Source organism: Microbacterium sp. SLBN-111, assembly GCF_049739645.1.
Taxonomy (GTDB): Bacteria; Actinomycetota; Actinomycetes; order Actinomycetales; family Microbacteriaceae; genus Microbacterium.
The window spans coordinates 319,061-338,503 of sequence record NZ_JBMGQH010000001.1; the positions used below are offsets into that span (position 1 = coordinate 319,061).

The following is a 19,443-nucleotide window of genomic DNA, read 5'->3' on the forward strand; positions in this document are numbered from 1 at the left end:
AGCATAGGGGGCGGCCCTACAGCTCCGCGTGGAGCGCCCACACCCGGTCGGCCGAGGCCTCCCAGGCGAAGCCCTTCGCCCGGTCGCCGGCGAGAACGCGCAGGCGCTCCGCGTCCGGCCCGAGGGCGCGCGCGAGCGCATCCCCGAAGCCGTCCTCGCCCGCGAAGAGGGCCGCTTCGGCCAGCACCTCACGATGGACGGCCGTGTCGGCGGCCACGATCGGGACGCCGACGGCGAGCGCGTCGACGGCGCGCCAGGGCCAGTCCGTGCGGGTGCTCGGGGCGAGCAGCGCGACCGCGTGCGAGAGCACCGCGGCCCGGTCCCAGCGGTCGAGCGACCCGCGGGCGTGCACCCGCGCCTCGGGTATCCCTGCCGCGGAGGCCAGTTCGACGACCGCCGGTTCCTCGCCCTCGGGGACGTCGAGCACCACGACGTCGCCCTCCCACCCCGCCGCGGACACACCCGCGAACGCCGCGGTCAGCCCGTCGGAGGCGACGGCTCCCCCCGAGACGAGGAGGAACGACGACGGCAGGTCGAGGGCGCGCAGTCGGCCCACGGCATCCGAGGGCACGCGGAAGCCCGCCGCGGGAGCACCGCCGATGACGCGGACCTTCGCGACGAGTTTCGCCTTCGCGACCTCGGCGAGGCGGTCGGCCATCGCGTGCGAGGGCACCACGACGGCGTCGGCGTGCTTGCCGATCCGCGACAGCAGCGCGCGGGCGGCGAGCAGTTCGGTCTTGGGGAGCTCGTCCGGCGTCTCCCACGCGCGCAGATCCCACAGCGTCACCACGATCTGGTGCGTCTCGTTCACGCGGTCGTGGCGCACGAGCGGCGCGAGCGGGGTCGGCGAGTGGATGAGTCCCCGCCCGATCCCGGGAGCAACACCGAGCTGCCAGGATGCCGCGAGCTCGCGGCGACGCATCGAGAGGCGCGTCTCGGAGGAGAGGCCGACGACGCCCGCGTCTTCGGGCAGGCCGGGGGCGGGAACGATCGCGCCGACATCGCACCCGCGCGGGGCGGTGTCGATCAGGGCCTGGGTCAGCGACGCCGACGCCTCCTCGAGGTCACGGGAGGTCGGGGCGACGAGCTGGTCGAGGACGACGCGAAGGGTGACGGTCACGGCGCGGGGCTCTCCGTTGCGGTCGGGGGGTGGAGCTTGTCGTGAACAATCTGCTTCACCTGGTCGTAGTCCGGGTGGAATTCGTCGACGCCGCCCGCGGGAGTCAGCTCGATCGTGGTCACGGGCTGATCCTTGGCCTTCAGCGCGAGGTCGACCAGGGTGGGAGCGATGAGCCCCTGGGGCAGATCGGTCTCGAGGATGTTCGTGCCGGCGGCGGCGACCTGCTGGAAGTGCTGCAGCACGTTCTGCGGGGTGAACTGCGCGAGGATCGCCTCCTGCAGCTGCCGCTGGCGCCGCATGCGGTCGAAGTCGCTCGTGGTGTAGCGGGACCGGGCGTACCACTGGGCGGTGTCGCCGTTCATGTGCTGGGCACCGGGCTCGATCCAGCCGAACGCCCAGTCGTCCACCGGCTGTCCGTCGTAGGCGGGGCCGCCTTTGGGGAGACGCTCGTCCACGGTGATGTCGACGCCACCCAGCGCGTCCACGAGGTCGGCGAACCCCTTCATGTCCAAGAGCACGTAGTACGGGATCTGGATGCCGAGAATGCCTTCGGCCGCGTCCTTGGTGGCCTCGATGCCGGGCTCGGAACCCTTGGCCTTGGCGTCGGGGTACAGGGCGTTCCCGTCCTGGCACACTTCGACCTCGGTGCGCAGCTGGTTGATCCCACTCCCCCAGCCACAGGTCTCGTCGAACTTGCCGGTGTGCCCGTCGGGGTATTCGTCCTGCATCGGCCCGGGGGCGAACGGGAAGTCCGGCATGTCGCGCGGGATGCCCGTGATCGTCACGGCACCCGTGGCGGCGTTGATCGAGGCGACGGAGATGGAATCGAACCGCATCGAGTCGCGCCCCTCGCCCGAATCCGCGCCGAGGAGAAGGATGTTGTAGTAGCCGTCCGAGGGCGGGACGACCGGGGCGGACTGGGCGAAGATCTCCGCGAACGAATCACGCGTGGTTCCGGCGGCCTGGGCCGCCCACGCCGCCCCCGAGCCGGTGAGGAAGAGCAGCCCGACGGAGACGACGGCCATCGCCCAGCGAGCGATCGGCCCGGTGCGCACGAGCCGGACGAGACGCAGGGTGTCGATCGTGAGGACGATCCACACCACCACGTAGCCGACGAGGACCACCTGCACCAGCGTGAGCGGGACCCACCGGAACCACGACAGGAAGTCCGGGATGAACGACCCGGTCGCCAGGGCGAAGAGACCACTGGGCCAGAGCAGCGCACCGAGCGCCGCGAGGATCAGGACCGCCCACAGGAACAGCGTCGTTGCGAGACCGAACCGGCCGAGGCGGCGATTGCCCGCCAGGACCTGCGCCGATCCCGGCAGAGCAGGAAGTTGAGGACGACCAGCCACCATCCGCGGCGCGTCATGACCTCACGAGACGAAGCGTCGGGGTGGCGCATCGGCTGCGACTCCACGACCGCCGCGCGCGTCCGCGGCCGGGGCGGGGCGGTCACGCTCACAGCGCGTCCTTCAGCCGGCGGTTCTTCTCCTCCACCTGCGCCTCGAGGTCGGCGGCGTACTGCTCGACGCGGTCTCCGATCTCGGCATCCGTCGATCCGAGGATGCGGGCGGCGAGGAGGCCGGCGTTCTTGGCCCCGTTGATCGACACGGTCGCCACGGGGATCCCGGCCGGCATCTGGACGATGCTGAGGAGGGAGTCGAGGCCGTCGAGCGTCGCGAGCTGCACGGGAACGCCGATCACCGGGAGCGCCGTGACCGACGCGAGCATCCCGGGCAGGTGGGCGGCCCCGCCCGCTCCCGCGATGATCGCGCGGAGGCCGCGCGCCCGCGCCTCGCGGCCGTAGCGGATGAGCTTGTCAGGGGGTGCGGTGCGCCGAGACGACCTCCACCTCGTGCGGGATGCCGAACTCCGTGAGGACCTGCGAGGCGTCGCTCATCACGCGCCAGTCCGAATCGGAGCCCATGACGACGCCGACCACGGGCGTCTCGGAGGAATGCAGCGGCCGGGTCACCGGACCAGGCTAGGCCGGGTCGCTGGAAGATCGCGGAACGGCGCGCTTCAGTCGAAGAATGCCGCCGCCGCACGCCCCTCGTAGACCACGTCGTCCAGGTCGTCGCCCGCGACGTTGACGTGTCCGACCTTGCGCCCGGGGCGCGGATCCTTGCCATAGGTGTGGATCTTCGCGGTCGGGTGCGCGGCCATCGCCGGGGCGAAGCGCTCGGTCAGTCCGCCCTCGGCCGGGCCGCCCAGGATGTTGACCATGATCGTCCAGGGGGCGATGGCATCCGTCGATCCGAGAGGGAGGTCGAGGACCGCCCGCAGGTGCTGTTCGAACTGACTCGTGACGGCGCCGTCCTGCGTCCAGTGACCGCTGTTGTGCGGTCGCATCGCGAGTTCGTTGATGAGGATGCGGTCGTCGGAGGTCTCGAACAGCTCGACGGCGAGCATCCCGGTGACCCCGAGCCCCTCCGCGACGGCGATGCCGATCTGCGCCGCGGCGCGCTCGAGCCGCTCCCCCGCGCGGGGCGCCGGAGCGATCACCTCGGCGCACACGCCGTCGCGCTGCACCGTCGCGACCAGCGGGTACGCGCGCACCTCGCCCGAGGGGCGGCGCGCGACCTGCTGCGCCAGCTCGCGCGTGAAGTCGACGAGCTCCTCCACGAGGAGGGCTCCCCCGTTCGCGTCCTCGGCGAGTGCGGCGAACCAGTCGTCGGCCTCGGTCGCGGCCGACACGACGCGCACGCCCTTGCCGTCGTACCCGCCGCGCGGTGTCTTCACGACGGCGCGACCGCCGTGCGCGTCGAGGAAGTCCTGGAGCTGCTCGGCGTCGGAGACGGCCGCCCAGTCGGGCTGCGGCATCCCGAGTTCCGCCATGCGCGCGCGCATGACGAGCTTGTCCTGGGCGACGGCCAACGGGGCCGGGCCGGGGTGCACGGCGACGCCGGCCTCCACGAGCACCGACAGGACGTCCTGCGGGACGTGCTCGTGGTCGAAGGTGAGCACGTCGACGTCGCGCGCGAAACGCAGCACGGTCTCGGCGTCGTGGTAGTCGCCGACCGCGGTGGCCGCAAGGCCCGCCGACATCCCCTCGCTCTCGGCGAGGACGCGGATGTCGATCCCGAGCTCTTCGGCGGGCGCGATCATCATCCGCGCCAGCTGTCCGCCACCGACCACTCCGACTCGCAGCGCCATGCCGCTCCTTCCGTCCCGTCCATTCTGCCTCCGCCCGCCGCTGCCCTCGCTCCCCACCCCTCGCGATAAACGCGATCCACGCGAAGAAACGCCGCGTCAGCGCGTTTCCCGCCGTGGATGCCGTTTATCGCGAGGTCGTGCACGGGTGCGGCACGGGCGGGGCGAGGGCGGGGCGTGAGCGGGTGGGGCGTCAGAAGTCGACGGAGCCGGAACCCTGCGACTGCGAATCGCGGTGCGCGAGGATCTGGTTCACCTCGACCTGGTCCACCAGCGTCTCGTGCACGAGCACCGCGTGGGGCACGTTCTTCAGACGCATCGGCGGTTCGACGCCGTTCGAGAGCGTGAGTGTCCCCGCACCCCACAGGCGCTGCAGGATGCCACGACGCATCTCGATCGCGTACCCGCGCACGTGCGAGACCTCGCGGCTCCGCGAACCGAAGAAGCCCGAGCGCTCGATGACGCGGCGCGTCGTGATGGTCCACGACCGCGACAGCCACACGAAGTACGGGAGCACGACGAGCAGCACGAGCACCACGCCCGCGGCGGTCAGCAGCATCCAGTTCTCGAACGGAGCGGGGAGGTTGTCGTAGTAGTACGACGCCGCACCGGACACGGCGATGAGGACGAGCGCGGACCAGAACAGCCGTCGCGCGTGTCCGCGGAGGCGCACGATCCGTCGTTCGGGCGCCGCCGCACCGGGGGCCGGCGTGCGCGGGCGCCCCCCGTAGCTGGTCGGCTGTGTCACGTACTCATTCTGCGGGGCCGCGGCCTCCGCGGCCGCCCGCACACGCGGAACTCGCCCGTCAGCGCACGTGGACGACGTCGCCCGCGGCGACGACCGTCTCGACCGTGCCGGATCCGACCACGAGACGCCCCTCGGCGTCGAGGCGCTCCGCGCGCCCCTGCACGGTCGTCCCGTCCGGGAGCGACACCGACACGTCGCGCCCGACGGTCGCGCACAGCTTCTCGATGTCGCGGTGCACCCGCGCGACGTCGCCTCTCGACAGCGCATCGAGGAATCCGTCCAGGCCCCGCAGGTAGTCCGCGAGCAGCCGGTCCTCGTCGACGTCGACGCCGATCGCGGCGAACGACGTGGCCGTCGAGACCGGGAGGTCGGCGCGCGTCATCCGCGTGTTGATCCCGGCTCCGACGACGACCGTGTCGGGAGCACCGGGGACGACCTCCGCCAGGATGCCGCAGATCTTCCCCCCGTCCACGAGCACGTCGTTCGGCCACTTCAGTTGGGCGCTCGCGCCGTGCCCCGCCAACCGGGTGTCCACGGCCCGCGCCATGGCCGCACCGGCGGCGAGCGGGATCCATCCGCGCATCTCGATCGGGACCCGCGCCGCGTCCACGACGACCGAGACGGCGAGCGCAGTGCCCGCCGGCGCGGTCCACGTGCGGTCGAGGCGGCCGCGCCCGGCGCGCTGATCGTCGGTCACGAGGAGCGACAGATGCGGCCAGCCGGCCGGATCGGCCGTGACGGACGCGACGACGTCGGCGTTGGTGGAATCGGTGGTCTCGACGACCTGGACGCGCGGGCTGACGCCGGCGGCGAGCGGGTATCCGGCAGCGGGGATCGGCATGTGCACACCCTAGGCACGACGGCGGGTGATCGGCATCCACTTGCCTTCCCCGCCCGGTTCACTCCGACCGGGAGAGTGGATGGATGCCACAGCGTACTCGCGGGGGGCTTGTGCACACCCTCCAACATCGGCGTGGAACCGGTCGCTAGGGTGGAAAGCGTGACCGACCAGCCCGATCTCTCCACGACCGCCGGCAAGATCGCCGACCTGCGCACGAGGTTCCAGGAGGCGGTCGTCGATGCCGAGACCGCCGCCCGCACCAAGCAGCACGCGAAGGGCAAGCTCACCGCCCGCGAGCGGATCGAGATGCTCGTCGACCCGGGTTCCTTCGTCGAGCTCGACGAGTACGTGCGCCACCGCACCTCGGCTTTCGGCATGGACAAGTCCCGCCCCTACGGCGACTCGGTCGTGACCGGAACGGGCACGATCCACGGCCGCACCGTCGCGGTCTACGCGCAGGACTTCTCCACCTTCGGCGGTTCGCTCGGCGAGGTCGCCGGCGACAAGATCATCAAGGTCATGGAGCTGGCGCTGCGCAGCGGCATCCCGATCATCGGCATGCTCGACTCGGGAGGCGCGCGGATCCAGGAGGGCGTCGTCGCGCTCGGGAAGTACGGCGAGATCTTCCGCCTCAACACCGCCGCATCGGGCGTCATCCCGCAGATCTCGATCATCATGGGCCCGGCGGCCGGCGGTGCCGTCTACTCCCCCGCCCTCACGGACTTCGTCATCATGGTCGACAAGACCAGCCAGATGTTCGTCACCGGCCCCGACGTGATCAAGACCGTCACCGGCGAGGACGTCGGCATGGAGGAGCTCGGCGGCGCGCACACGCACAACACCCGCTCGGGTGTCGCGCACTACCTCGCCGACGACGAGGACGACGCCCTCGACTACGCGCGCACGCTGATCGGCTTCCTGCCGGACAACAACCTCGCCGAGCTGCCGCTGTACGAGACCCCCTTCGAGTTCGAGACGACGGATGCCGATCGGGCGCTGAACACCGTCATCCCCGACTCGCCGAACCAGCCGTACGACATCCACACGGTGATCGACGGGATCGTGGACGGGGCCGACTTCCTCGAGGTCCAGCCGCTCTTCGCGCCCAACATCGTGATCGGGTTCGGCCGCATCGAGGGGCGCACGGTCGGCATCATCGCCAACCAGCCCTCGCAGATGGCCGGCACGCTCAACATCGACGCCGGCGAGAAGGCCTCGCGCTTCGTGCGGTTCTGCGACGCGTTCTCTGTGCCGATCGTGACGCTCGTCGACGTTCCCGGCTACCTGCCCGGTACGGACCAGGAGTGGACCGGCGTCATCCGCCGCGGCGCGAAGCTCCTCTACGCCTACGCCGAGGCCACGGTCCCGCTCGTGACCGTGATCCTTCGCAAGGCCTACGGCGGCGCCTACATCGTGATGGGCTCCAAGCAGCTCGGCGCCGACATCAACCTCGCCTGGCCCACCGCCGAGATCGCCGTCATGGGCGGTCAGGGCGCGGTGAACATCCTCTACCGCGGCGAGATCAAGCGCGCCGAGGAAGCCGGCGAGGACGTCGCCGCGGTGCGCACCCGCCTCGCGAACGAGTACACGTACAACGTGGCATCCCCGTTCCTCGCCGCCGAGCGCGGCGAGCTCGACGGCATCATCGAGCCGGCGCAGACCCGCGTATCGATCGCCAAGGCGCTGCGGGCTCTGCGCAACAAGCGGGCGAGCCTGCCCGCGAAGAAGCACGGGAACATCCCGCTGTGAGCGACACCGCACCCGCTGACCCGTCCGAGGCGGTCGCCCGCGTCGTCCGCGGCACGCCGACGCCCGAGGAACTCGCGGCGGCCATCGTCGTCGTGAGCGAGGCCTATGCGCGCGAGGCCGCGGATGCCACCGCGCCCGAGGTCTCGGCGCGCTCGCGCTGGGAGCTCTCCGCGCGCGGGCTCCGCACCCCGCTGAACCGCGCCGCGGGCTGGCACGCCTTCACCGGCTGACTGTCCCCCGAAATACCTACAGACGCCGCGAGATCGTTCGCGAATACTGGAGGAGCTGGAACGCATCACGCGTTCGGTCGGGCCGCTCCATCGAGCCGGTTCCGGCCACCGCGGACGGTTTTCGGGTAGCCGTTCGCATGGGTGAGGGGCAGGCATTGCCGCCCCTCACCCCTCATTTTTCGCACTCTTCCCCGGATGCAGAAACCCGACACAGCCCCCCCTCGGCCGCCCGCCGAGGGGGGCTTCTGGTTCGGCCGCGGCTCGCTCGCGGCGTCGCTCGTCGGGCCCGGCGCGTTCGGGCGCGGGAGGTGGGCGGTCAGCGGGGGCGACGGATCTCGCGCCAGAGATCCACGTCGTCCTCGTCCGCGCTGGCCCCGACGGTCGCCCGGCGGCCGACCACCGTGACCGCGATCTCGTGATGCGGTGACGAGCGGATGATCACGCGCTCGGAGGTGGCGTCGCGCACGATCTCCGCCAGCTCGGACCGGATGTCCTCCAGCGCGGAAGGGGGCAGGTCATCCAGCCCACCCTCGTCGAACAGCATCACGATCATGCCGCGGCGACGCGCCGCGTCGATCTCCGCGCGCACGCCGTCGTCCAGGAGACGCGGACTCCGCAGCTCGTCGCGGAGACTCTGCTCCGCCAGCCGGGCTGCGGTCTTCTCGCTCGGGCGCAGGTTGCCACCCGTCTCGATCGTCCGACCGAGCACCGGGCCGGCCACGTGGAGTGCTCGCTGTACGTGCAGTCGGCGCTCGCGCTGGCGCCCGCTCTGCGACGCCTGCCAGGCCGAGGCCGCCTGCTGCAGCTCGGAGAGTTCTTCCGCGTCACGCGCGACCCGATCGAGGGCGACCGTGATCAGCTGAGCGGCCGCCACCCAGACCAGCGAACCGACGAGCCCGAGGCTGAGGGCCGAGAGAGGGCCCAACCAGGCGGACGCGGAGACCGCCAGGAGGCCCGTCCCGATCCACGCCACGATCGTCCGGCGGCGCACCATCACGACCGTCATCAGCGCACCGATGCCCCCGATCACCCACGTGACGAACGGCTGGGCCCGTCCCGCCTCGCTGACCGCGGCGAACGCGGCGTTGGGGACGACGGCGGCCGCGAAGAGAGCGAGCGCGATGGCCCAGCGCGGCGGGGAGAGCCGCTCATCCGTCTCCGTATCACCGGGCGCGGGAATGCGTCGGCGGGTCGGGAGGAGGACCCACACCCACGTGATCGGCAGATAGATCACGAGCGCCGCGATCAACAGCCAGCCGCGCTCGACCGTCTCGGGCAGCGTCCACAGCAGGCTCCGGGCGGCGAGGTAGGCCGTGAAGGCGAGGGCGATGCCCGAGAGGATGGAGCGGACGGTCACCAGCGGTCCCCGCTCTCCCACTCGAGGGTCACCGTGGTGCCCGCGGGCGACGAATCCACGGTCGAGCGACCGCCGACCGCCGTCACCCGCGCGATGATCGAGCCGCGGATGCCGAGCCGATCCGCCGGGATCGCATTCACATCGAAGCCGCGGCCCGCGTCGCGCACGCGGATCGTCACGCCGCCCGGCTCCGCCGAACCCATGACCTCGACGGAGAGCGCGGCGGCATCCGCGTGCTGCACGGCGTTGGCGACGGCCTGCATGGCCGCGAGCACCAGCGCGCGGGCGACGCGGCCCGGGACACGGGGAGTCCCCTCCTGCACACGCCGGATGACGACGAGCTCGACGCCGAAGTCGCGCGCGGACTTCTCGATGTCCTCGGCGAGCGCCACGGCATCCATCGGCTCGTCAGTGCCCTCGAGGGCGTCCTTCTCGGCGTTCGCCAGTCGGGTGAGGGCCTCGCGCGCCATGCTCACCGCGAGGGTGCGTTCGCGTGGGGTGGCGGCGCGTTCCGCGGCGAGCAGGGCGCCCAGGACACTGTCGTGCATGAGGGCGGCGACGGCGACGCGTTCGTGCTCGGTTGCGGCGGTGGCCGCCGCCGAGGCGTAGCTCGCGACCGCGCGTGTGCGGGTCTCGTCGACGTTCGCCGCGATCGACCGGTACATCCACGTCAGCGTGACCAGGACGCTGCCCAACAGCAGCGCGAAGGAGACGTCGAGAGCGACGGGGAGGAGGAACTCGGGACGCCCGCCCGCCTGCAGGAGTCGGACCACACCGAACAGCAGCGGAGCGGCGACGGTCCAGGCGACCTGCAGCGGCAGCGGGAAGGCGACGACCGTCGCGACCGTGGCGACATTGATCAGGTAGAAGATCCAGGGGTTCTCGGTGGGGGACGGCGCCTGGCCCCCGGCGGTCGCGAACGGCCACAGCACCAGCGCCACCATGAACAGCACCGCGAAGAGGCCGGAGAACAACCGCGCGAAGCGGTCGACCGCACACGCCACGACCATCGCGACCAGCGGCACGAAGACACCGACCACCAGCGGCAGGTGCCACCCCGCAGCCTCGTCGCTCGGGCCGAAGGCCGCGACGAAGGCCTGGACCCCGAGGACCAGGCACGCAGGTCCGACCAGCAGCGTGATGACGCGCTCGATCCGCTTCTGCGTGAAAGATCCGGGGTCGTCGCTGGTCTCGCGCGTGTGAGGGATGCGTGCCCACGCCTCGTCGAGGACGGAGCGGTCGACGTCAGGCATCGCGGGGCGTCTCGGGCGTCTCGTGGAGGATGCCGTCCTCCATCGCCCGCCGCAGCAGATCGACCTTCGTCGGGGCGGGGCGCCCCACCTCGACGTACTTCACCCGCACGCGCGTGATGTTCTCCTTGGCCGTGGAATACGCCACGCCCAAGCGCTCCGCCACGGCCTTGAGCGGGAGCCCGGCGGCGTAGAGCCGCAGCACTTCGCGCTCGCGCGCCGACAGCTGCGCGTCCGCGAACTCGCGGTCGCCGTCGACCGCGCTGGCCCACTCGACGTTGTCGAGCAGCTCGCCGCGCGCGACGGTGTCGATCGCGGCCAGCACCTCGTGCGTGGGCGAGGACTTGCTCACGATGCCCGCTGCCCCGGCGGCGAGCGCCTCGCGGACGGCGGCCGGGCGGTCGGCGACGCTGTGGATGATGACGCTCGACCCGTCGCGGACGACCCGGTCGACGTTCTCGGACACGGTGGTGCCGTCACCCAGAGTGAGGTCGAGCACGACGACGTCCGCGGGAGCCTCGCCCGCGGAGCGGCGCCAATCGAGGTAGGCGGCGACGTTCGCACCCGAGGACACCACGTCGAAGGACCCCGTCTGAGCGAGCGCAGCCTCGAGGCCGAGTCGGACCGATTCATGGTCATCGATGAGGGCGACGCGCGTCATCCCCTTATCGTATCCGCGCGACCCGCTCCCGAACGGGAGTCCACATCCCCCGATCGGCGGGTCGTCGACGGATCACCGGCGCGTCACGGGCGGGCGTCACCAGCGCGTCACCGACGCAGGGCGACGACGGCTTCGACGTGGTGGGAGTTCGGGAACAGGTCGAGGCCGTGCACGCCCCCGTCGGCACGGTAGCCGTGGACCGCGAACGTCGCGAGATCCCGGGCGAGCGCGACCGGGTCGCACGCGACGTAGACGACCGTCTGCGGCGCCAGCACGGCGATGCCCTCGACGACCTCGCGGCCGGCTCCCGCCCGCGGCGGGTCCAGCACCACGACGCCGCGCGAGAGGCGTTCGCGCTCGCGCTCGGACGCATCGGCCCGCAGACGACCGACGTAGCGGTCGACACGGGCCGTCTCGGCGCGCGCGCCGACCCACTCCGCGAGGTTCTCCCCCGCGTGCTCCGTCGCCCGAGGGTCGCTCTCGACGCTCACCACGCGCGTGGACGCACCGCCGAGGTCGCCCAACGTCGCCGCGAAAAGGCCCACGCCGCCGTAGAGGTCGAGGTGGATGGCATCCGGATCCAGGTCGCCCGCCGAGGAACGGATGCGATCCGCGACCGCTTCCGTGAGAGCACCCGCGGCGAGGCGGTGGACCTGCCAGAACCCGCCCGCGTCGACGCGGAAGGAACGGTCGCCGACGATCTCCTCCACGACCTCGACCGGCCCGGTGGGTCGGGCACCGTCCGGACGCGGCAGCACCCGGACGCGGCCGTCGGCCGGCTGTACGAGGTCGATACGGCCCTCGGCGGCACCGCGCAGGTCGGCGGCCACGCGCGCAAGGTCGGCGGTGGCGAGCGGCAGATCGGGGGTCTCGACGACCCGGTGCGAGCGCGGCGCGAACGGTCCGACGCGTCCGGCGCCGTCGACGTGCAGGCTCACCCGGGTACGCCATCCGGTGCCGTCGGCGGTCTCGTCGGCACCCGCCGGACGGACCTCGACCGGCAGTTCGAGGCGACCGACGCGCTCGAGGGATTCACGGATGACGCGCTCCTTCAGGGCGCGCTGGTGGGCGAGCTCGATGTGCCCGAACTCCGCGCCGCCCACGCGGTCCTCGGGGGCGCGGTCGATCGCGGCCGACGCCCACACGTGGGGGCGCCGCTCGGGCGCGGCGTCGAGGACCTCGAGGGCCTCCGCGCGCCAGAACGCCTTCTTCCGCGTGTCGGTGAGTCGCACGCGCACGCGTTCGCCCGGGAGCGTGTCGGGTACGAAGACGACGCGGCCCTCGTGCCGCCCGACGAAGATGCCGCCGTGGGCGACTCCGGTGATGTCGAGATCGATGAGGTCGCCGTTCTGCATCCTCCGAGCCTGTCACACGGCGGCACCGCGAGGCCGCGCCGTCGGTAGCGTGGACGCATGCGCGTGTGCTTGGCATCCACTTCTCCCGCCCGTCTGATGCTTCTCCGGCAGGCGGGGATCGAACCGGAGGCCCGCGCCCCGCAGGTCGACGAGGAGGCCGTGATCGCCGAGGTCGAGGCGGCGGAAGGGCGCACCCTCCCCGCCCCGGAACACGTGCTGCTCCTCGCGCGCCGCAAGGCGGCGGACGTCGCGGAGCGGCTCCGCGTCGACGACCCGTCGTTCGACGGTTTCGTCATCGGCGGGGACTCGATGTTCGCGCTCGGCGACGAGATCCTCGGCAAGCCGTACACCCCGGAGGCCGCCACGGCCCGCTGGCGCGAGATGCGCGGGCGCACCGGCGTGCTGCACTCCGGGCACAGCGTCTTCCGACTCGTCCCCGGCGAGGAACCGCGCGAGGCGTTCGCCGTGGCGGAGGCGTCGGTGAGCTTCGCCGAGGACGTCGACGACGAGGAGATCGCGGCCTACGTCGCCAGCGGCGAACCGCTGCTCGTGGCGGGGGCGTTCACCGTCGACTCGCTCGGCGGCGCCTTCATCGAGCGGGTGGAGGGCGACCCGTCGACGGTCGTCGGGATGTCGCTGTCGACCGTCCGCGGGCTCGTGCGGGAGCTCGGCGGATCGTGGACCGCGCTCTGGAACCGTTCGTAGACTCCCCCACACGTTTTCCGGCGTTTCTTGTGGAGGTGGGTCAAAAGACCCGCACCACCCCTCGCTAGGCTGGGTGGATGCCGAAGATCGCCAAGGTTCTCGTCGCCAACCGCGGCGAAATCGCCGTCCGTGTCATCCGCGCCGCACGCGATTCGGGCAAGGCCTCCGTCGCGGTCTACGCCGACCAGGATCGGGACGCCCTGCACACCCGCCTCGCCGACGAGGCGTACGCGCTCGACGGCGCCACCAGCGCCGACACCTACCTCTCGATCGAGAAGATCCTCTCGATCGCCCGCCGCTCCGGCGCCGACGCCGTGCACCCCGGCTACGGCTTCCTCGCCGAGAACGCCGACTTCGCGCGCGCCGTCATCGACGCGGGCCTCGTCTGGATCGGCCCCTCGCCCGACGCCATCGAGGCGCTGGGCGACAAGGTCACCGCCCGTCACGTGGCAGAGAAGGTCGGCGCACCGCTCGCGCCCGGCACCCCCGGCCCGGTGGCCGGAGCCGACGAGGTCATCGCGTTCGCCGAGCAGGTCGGACTACCGATCGCCATCAAGGCCGCGTACGGCGGAGGTGGCCGCGGACTGAAGGTCGCGCGCGAACTCGACGAGGTCGCCGAGATGTTCGAGTCCGCCACGCGCGAGGCGGTGGCCGCGTTCGGTCGCGGCGAATGCTTCGTCGAGAAGTACCTCGACAAGCCGCGCCACGTCGAGACCCAGTGCCTCGCGGACGCCGCCGGCAACGTCGTCGTCGTCTCCACCCGCGACTGCTCGCTGCAGCGCCGCCACCAGAAGCTCGTCGAGGAAGCCCCCGCGCCGTTCCTCAGCGACGAGCAGATCTCGGTTCTGTACTCGGCATCCAAGGCCATTCTCCGCGAGGTCGGCTACGTCGGAGCCGGCACGTGCGAGTTCCTCATCGGGGCCGACGGCACGATCTCGTTCCTCGAGGTCAACACCCGTCTGCAGGTCGAGCACCCGGTCTCCGAGGAGGTCACCGGCCTCGACCTCGTGCGCGAGCAGTTCCGTATCGCCGAGGGCGAGGAACTGGGCTACGACGACCCCGCCCCGGTCGGCCACTCGCTCGAGTTCCGCATCAACGGCGAGGACCCGGGCCGGAACTTCCTGCCCCAGCCCGGCCCGATCCACGTCTTCAAGACCTTCGGCGGCCCCGGCATCCGGCTCGACTCGGGCGTGACCGCGGGCGACAGCGTCTCGGGCGCGTTCGACTCGCTGCTGGCGAAGATCATCGTCACCGGCCGCGACCGCGCCGAAGCCCTCGAGCGCGCCCGTCGCGCCCTCGACGAGTTCGAGGTCGCCGGTCTCCCCACCGTGCTGCCGTTCCACCGCAAGGTCGTCCGCGACCCCGCGTTCACCGCCGAGGACGGCACGTTCGGCGTCTACACCCGCTGGATCGAGACCGAGTTCGTGAACGACATCCCCGCGTGGGACGGCGAGCTCGAATCCCCCGCGGAGGCGCCCGGCCGTCACACGGTCGTGGTCGAGGTGGGTGGCAGGCGCCTCGAGGTGAGCCTCCCCGACCGCCTGGGCGCACCCGCCGCGAAGCCCGGCCGTCCGGCCGTCGCCCCGCCGTCGCGCCGCTCGCACTCGGCATCCCCCACGGCGGGCGCCACCGGCGACGCCGTGAAGTCGCCGATGCAGGCCACGGTCGTGAAGGTCGCCGTCGAGGAGGGCCAGCAGGTCGTCAAGGGCGACCTCGTCGTCGTGCTCGAGGCCATGAAGATGGAGCAGCCCATCCAGGCCCACAAGGACGGCACCATCGGCGGCATCGACGCCAGCCCCGGCACCACCGTCTCGGCGGGCCACCAGCTGCTGCTCATCAGCTGAGGCATCCCGCTCGCGTCCGGCGCCGCGTCCCTCCGGGGGCGCGGCGCCGTCGCGTTGCGCGGCCGCCCGGGCTTTGCGTTGCCGCGTTGGCGTTGCGTTGCGCGGCCGCCCGGCGGTCCCCGCGAGAAACTGCATCCACGGCACGAAACGGCGCGACAGGACGTTCCCCGCCGTGGATCGCGTTTATCGCTGTCCGTCAGGACGCGGCGCGGTCGCGCCTATCGCAGCTCGCCAGAGGCAGAGGGCAGGGGCACGAGCAGGGGCACGGGCACGGGCACGGAGAGAGGGATGGATGCCGGAACGGCAGCCGGATCAGTCCTCGCCGGGGTCGTCGCGGTCGACGATGTGCAGGGCGCGGGCGGCATCCGTGATGCTCGACGTGAGCGACGGGTACACCGCGAACACGCGGGCGACCTGGTCGACCGTGAGGCGCCGCTCGACCGCGATCGCGATGGGGTAGATGAGCTCGGACGCGCGCGGGGCGACGATGACACCGCCCATGACGGTGCCGCTCCCCCGCCGCGCGATGAGCTTGACGAAACCGTCGATGATGCCCTGCATCTTCGCGCGCGGGTTGGCCGACAGCGGCAGCTTCTTGACGACGCCGTCGATCTTGCCGTCGGCGATGTCCTGCTCGCTGAAGCCGACCGTCGCGATCTCGGGCGCGGTGAAGATGTTCGCCGTGATGCGGCGCGTCTCGAGCGGGATGACGACGTCGCCGAGCGCGTGGAAGACGGCCTGACGGCCCTGCATGGATGCCACGGAGGCCAGCGGGAAGAAGTTCGTGCAGTCGCCCGCGGCGTAGATGTTCGGCACCGACGTACGCGCGACGCGGTTCACCCGGATGTGGCCCGACGGCGTCATCTGCACCCCGGCCTGCTCCAGGCCGATGCCGGCGGTGTTGGGGATCGAGCCGACGGCCATGAGGCAGTGGCTGCCCTCGATCGTGCGGCCGTCCGCGAGCGTCACCGTGACGCCGTCGCCGGTGTTCACGACGGAGTCGGCGCGGGCCTTCGCCAGCAGCGTCATGCCGCCGCGCTGGAAGACGCGCTCGAGGACCGCCGCGGCATCCTGGTCCTCGCCGGGGAGCACCTGGTCGCGGCTCGAGACGAGCGTGACCTTGGCGCCGAGGTTCATGTACGCCGACGCGAACTCGGCGCCCGTGACACCGGAACCGACGACGATGAGGTGCTGCGGCACCGACTTCATGTTGTAGAGCTGCGTCCACGTGAGGATCCGCTCGCCGTCGGGGCGGGCGGACGGCAGCTCGCGCGGCGAGGCGCCGACGGAGACGACGAGCGTCTCGGCTTCGATGCGGTCGAAGTCCGTGCCGCCGGCCTCGGTCGAGACGACGACGGCACCGGGGCCGTCGAGGCGCCCGTGGCCGGAGATGATGCGGACCCCCGCGTCGAGCAGCGACGCGCGCATGTCGTCGGACTGCTGACGCGCGAGCGAGAGCAGGCGCTGATTCACGGCGGCGAGGTTGATCGCGACCTCGGGCGTCAGCGGCTTGCCGTGGTCGTCCTTCGCGAACAGCTGCACGCCGAGCTCGCTGGCGCTGCGGATCGCGACGGCCGCGTCGGCGGTGGCGATCAGCGTCTTCGACGGCACCACGTCCGTGATGACGGCCGAGCCGCCCACGCCCGCGCGCTCGACGAGCGTGACGTCGGCGCCCAGCTGGGCGGCCGAGAGTGCCGCTTCGTAGCCGCCGGGGCCACCGCCGACGATCGCGACGGACTGCTTGCGCTCGAAGCTCTGCACCATGGCATCCATTCTTGCCTAGTGCGGCGCGCGCCCCGTTCGCCTGGCCTCGGATGCCGTGGCTTTCTAGAGTGGGTCCATGGCACACAGCAACTCTCACCCGCTCGACGACCCGGCGGTCGACCCGTTCGAGATCGCCGCGGCGGCGGCCGCCGACATCGCGCGTCTCTCCGGCGTCGAGCGTCACGACATCGCGGTCACCCTCGGCAGCGGCTGGGGCCGCGCCGCCGAACTCATCGGCGAGGAGACCTCGGCGTTCCCCGCGACGGAGGTCGTCGGCTTCTCGAAGCCCGCCCTCGAGGGACACGTCGGGACCCTCCGCAGCGTCCGCACCCCCGGCGGCAAGAACGTCCTCGTCATCGGTGCACGCACGCACTACTACGAGGGGCACGGCGTCCGCCGGGTCGTCCACAGCGTCCGCACCGCGGCGGCCACCGGTGCGACCACGATGATCCTGACCAACGGCGCGGGCGGCATCCGCGAGACCTGGAAGCCCGGCCAGCCGGTGCTCATCAGCGACCACATCAACCTCACGGCCGACTCCCCGCTCGAGGGCGCGACGTTCATCGACCTCACCGACCTGTACTCGAAGCGCCTGCGCGACCTCGCCCGGTCGATCGATCCGACGCTCGACGAGGGCGTCTACACGCAGTTCCGCGGTCCGCACTACGAGACCCCCGCCGAAGTGCAGATGGCCAAGACCATCGGCGGACACATCGTGGGCATGTCCACGGCGCTCGAGGCGATCGCCGCGCGGCAGGCCGGCATGGAGATCCTCGGCTTCTCGCTCATCACGAACCTGGCCGCCGGCATCCAGAAGACGCCCCTCAGCCACGCCGAGGTGCTCGAGGCAGGTCGTGAGGCGGAGCCCGTGATCTCGGCGCTCCTGGCCCGCGTGATCGGCGCGCTGTGAGCGACCACGTCGCCGCGGCCCGCGCCTGGCTCGCCCAGGACCCGGATGCCACGACCCGCGAAGAACTCACCGCGCTGCTCGCGCGGGTGGAGGACGGGGATGCCGAGGCGGCCGCCGACCTGGAGGACCGTTTCGCGACGCGCCTCGCCTTCGGGACGGCCGGGCTGCGCGGCACGCTCGGCGCCGGATCGAACCGCATGAACCGGGTGCTCGTCGCGCAGGCCGCGGCGGGTTTCGCCGCGTACCTGCGCGAGAAGCAGCCCGAGGGGACGCCGACCGTCGTGGTCGGCTACGACGGACGCCGCAACTCCGACGTCTTCGCGCGCGACTCGGTCGAGATCTTCGCCGGGGCCGGGCTGCGCGCCATCCTGCTGCCCCGCATGCTCCCGACGCCCGTGCTCGCCTTCGCGGTGCGGCACCTCGGCGCCGACGCCGGAGTCATGGTCACCGCGAGCCACAACCCGCCGGACGACAACGGCTACAAGGTCTACCTCGGCGGCGCCGACGACGGCGCGCAGATCGTCTCGCCCGCCGACGCCGAGATCGCCGCGCACATCCAGCGTGTGGCCGATGCGGGCGACGTCACGATCCTCCCCCGCTCCGTCGGGTACGAGAACGCGCCCGAGTCGCTCGTCGACGCCTACGTCGCCGCCACCGCCGCCGTCGCCCCCGCCCCCTCGGGCGCGGAGGGCGTGCGCTGGGTCTACACCGCGATGCACGGCGTGGGGTGGGAGACCGTGGAGCGCGTCCTCGCCGCGGCGGGCTACCCCGCCCCGGTGGTCGTCGAGGCGCAGATCCACCCCGACGGGCGCTTCCCCACCGTGGCCTTCCCCAACCCGGAGGAGCCCGGGGCCATGGACCTCGCGTTCGAGACGGCCCGCTCCGCCGACGCCGAGTTCGTCATCGCCAACGACCCGGATGCCGATCGCCTCGCGGTCGCCATTCCGGACGCCGACGTCGAGGGCGGTTGGCGTCGCCTGACCGGCAATGAGATCGGGCTGCTGCTCGGCTGGCGGGCGGCGCGTGCGCACGCCGATTCCGATCGGGGCGCCGGGCAGCCGGCATCCCTCGCCTGCTCGCTGGTGTCGTCGCCCGGGCTGCAGGTCGTGGCGGAGCACTACGGGCTCGACTTCCACGCGACCCTCACGGGCTTCAAGTGGATCTCGCGTGCGCCGGGGATCATCTTCGGCTTCGAGGAGGCTCTCGGCTACCTCGTGAACCCCGACACCGTGCGCGACAAGGACGGCATCTCCGCCGCCGTCGCGTTCCTCGGCCTCGCCACGGCCGCGCGCGCCGAGGGCCGCACGGTCGCCGACCTGCTGCAGGAGTTCCGCGACACGTTCGGCGCGTTCGCGAGCGACCAGATCTCGGTGCGCGTCACCGACCTCAGCGAGATCGGCGGGATCATGGCATCCCTCCGCGCCCAGCCGCCGTCGGCTGTCGGCGAGGTCGCGGTATCCAAGGTGGACGACCTGCTGCAGGGCGTCGACGGGCTGCCCCCGGGCGATGTGCTGCGCATCTGGCTCGAGGACGGCTCGCGCCTCATCGTGCGTCCCAGCGGCACCGAGCCGAAGCTGAAGCTGTACCTCGACGTGCGCGGCTCGTCGGCGAAGAAGGCCCGCCGCCGCCTCGAGGCGCTGCGCGCCGGCGCCGAGGAACTGCTCGCCGCGGTGCGCTGACGCCCGCGGAGGGTCCGACGGTGCTCGGGCCCTCCGCGAGACGCCGGCGACGACACCCCTAACGCGGCCATAAC

General features: G+C 72.1%; 15 protein-coding genes and 2 pseudogenes. 6 read left to right on the plus strand and 11 right to left on the minus strand.

The window, feature by feature from the left end; genetic code table 11:
* Nucleotides 1-16: 16 nt before the first annotated feature.
* From RKD05_RS01495 to RKD05_RS01520, 6 genes and pseudogenes are all read right to left on the minus strand, one after another.
* Nucleotides 17-1,120 carry a glycosyltransferase gene (locus tag RKD05_RS01495; RefSeq protein WP_424707582.1) on the minus strand — a complete coding sequence of 368 codons (1,104 nt, stop codon included), beginning with the start codon at nt 1,118-1,120 and terminating at the stop codon, nt 17-19.
* Nucleotides 1,117-2,585 (minus strand): annotated as a pseudogene (locus RKD05_RS01500) (LCP family protein). Before RKD05_RS01500 ends, RKD05_RS01495 begins: the two are co-directional and overlap by 4 nt.
* A pseudogene (purE, locus tag RKD05_RS01505) lies at nt 2,582-3,050 on the minus strand (5-(carboxyamino)imidazole ribonucleotide mutase). Before purE ends, RKD05_RS01500 begins: the two co-directional pseudogenes overlap by 4 nt.
* 95 nt (nt 3,051-3,145) lie before the next feature.
* Nucleotides 3,146-4,279 (minus strand): 5-(carboxyamino)imidazole ribonucleotide synthase, encoded by a 1,134-nt coding sequence (locus tag RKD05_RS01510; RefSeq protein ID WP_424707584.1) that lies wholly within the window; start codon nt 4,277-4,279, stop codon nt 3,146-3,148.
* A 190-nt stretch (nt 4,280-4,469) separates the two neighbouring features.
* A complete protein-coding gene (locus RKD05_RS01515; RefSeq protein WP_026095653.1) occupies nt 4,470-5,024 on the minus strand; it encodes a PH domain-containing protein in 555 nt (184 codons plus the stop codon).
* 58 nt (nt 5,025-5,082) lie between these two features.
* A complete protein-coding gene (locus tag RKD05_RS01520) occupies nt 5,083-5,865 on the minus strand; it encodes a biotin--[acetyl-CoA-carboxylase] ligase (RefSeq protein ID WP_424707585.1) in 783 nt (260 codons plus the stop codon).
* 159 nt (nt 5,866-6,024) lie between these two features.
* Between RKD05_RS01520 and RKD05_RS01525 the strand changes: the two genes are divergently transcribed.
* A complete protein-coding gene (locus RKD05_RS01525; RefSeq protein WP_424707586.1) occupies nt 6,025-7,614 on the plus strand; it encodes an acyl-CoA carboxylase subunit beta in 1,590 nt (529 codons plus the stop codon).
* Nucleotides 7,611-7,844, plus strand: coding sequence for an acyl-CoA carboxylase subunit epsilon (locus RKD05_RS01530; RefSeq protein WP_424707587.1), 234 nt, complete (start codon nt 7,611-7,613; stop codon nt 7,842-7,844). Before RKD05_RS01525 ends, RKD05_RS01530 begins: the two co-directional genes overlap by 4 nt.
* Nucleotides 7,845-8,160: 316 nt before the next feature.
* On the opposite strand, the gene RKD05_RS01535 is transcribed toward RKD05_RS01530, so the two are convergent.
* From RKD05_RS01535 to RKD05_RS01550, 4 genes are all read right to left on the minus strand, one after another.
* The gene (locus tag RKD05_RS01535) at nt 8,161-9,201 is read right to left on the minus strand and encodes a hypothetical protein (RefSeq protein ID WP_424707588.1); all 1,041 of its coding nucleotides are present in this window, start codon (nt 9,199-9,201) and stop codon (nt 8,161-8,163) included.
* Nucleotides 9,198-10,454, minus strand: a complete 1,257-nt coding sequence (locus tag RKD05_RS01540; RefSeq protein WP_424707589.1) for a sensor histidine kinase — start codon at nt 10,452-10,454, stop codon at nt 9,198-9,200. The genes RKD05_RS01535 and RKD05_RS01540 overlap by 4 nt, the downstream gene beginning before the upstream one ends.
* On the minus strand, nt 10,447-11,112 hold the full coding sequence (locus RKD05_RS01545; RefSeq protein ID WP_022878030.1) for a response regulator transcription factor: 666 nt from the start codon (nt 11,110-11,112) through the stop codon (nt 10,447-10,449). The genes RKD05_RS01540 and RKD05_RS01545 overlap by 8 nt, the downstream gene beginning before the upstream one ends.
* A 107-nt stretch (nt 11,113-11,219) precedes the next feature.
* The gene (locus RKD05_RS01550) at nt 11,220-12,467 is read right to left on the minus strand and encodes a class I SAM-dependent RNA methyltransferase (protein ID WP_424707591.1); all 1,248 of its coding nucleotides are present in this window, start codon (nt 12,465-12,467) and stop codon (nt 11,220-11,222) included.
* 57 nt (nt 12,468-12,524) lie between these two features.
* Here RKD05_RS01550 and RKD05_RS01555 point away from each other — a divergent pair, with 57 nt between their 5' ends.
* Nucleotides 12,525-13,172, plus strand: a complete 648-nt coding sequence (locus RKD05_RS01555) for a Maf family protein (RefSeq protein ID WP_424707592.1) — start codon at nt 12,525-12,527, stop codon at nt 13,170-13,172.
* Between the two features lie 77 nt (nt 13,173-13,249).
* Entirely contained in the window at nt 13,250-15,016 is a 1,767-nt protein-coding gene (locus RKD05_RS01560; RefSeq protein WP_424707594.1) for a biotin carboxylase N-terminal domain-containing protein, read from the plus strand.
* Between the two features lie 312 nt (nt 15,017-15,328).
* On the opposite strand, the gene RKD05_RS01565 is transcribed toward RKD05_RS01560, so the two are convergent.
* Nucleotides 15,329-16,789, minus strand: a complete 1,461-nt coding sequence (locus tag RKD05_RS01565) for an NAD(P)H-quinone dehydrogenase (protein ID WP_424707595.1) — start codon at nt 16,787-16,789, stop codon at nt 15,329-15,331.
* A 67-nt stretch (nt 16,790-16,856) separates the two neighbouring features.
* Between RKD05_RS01565 and RKD05_RS01570 the strand changes: the two genes are divergently transcribed.
* Together RKD05_RS01570 and RKD05_RS01575 are read left to right on the plus strand one after the other, a co-directional pair.
* Entirely contained in the window at nt 16,857-17,690 is an 834-nt protein-coding gene (locus RKD05_RS01570) for a purine-nucleoside phosphorylase (protein ID WP_424707596.1), read from the plus strand.
* The gene (locus tag RKD05_RS01575; protein ID WP_424707598.1) at nt 17,687-19,369 is read left to right on the plus strand and encodes a phospho-sugar mutase; all 1,683 of its coding nucleotides are present in this window, start codon (nt 17,687-17,689) and stop codon (nt 19,367-19,369) included. Before RKD05_RS01570 ends, RKD05_RS01575 begins: the two co-directional genes overlap by 4 nt.
* Nucleotides 19,370-19,443 lie beyond the last annotated feature (74 nt).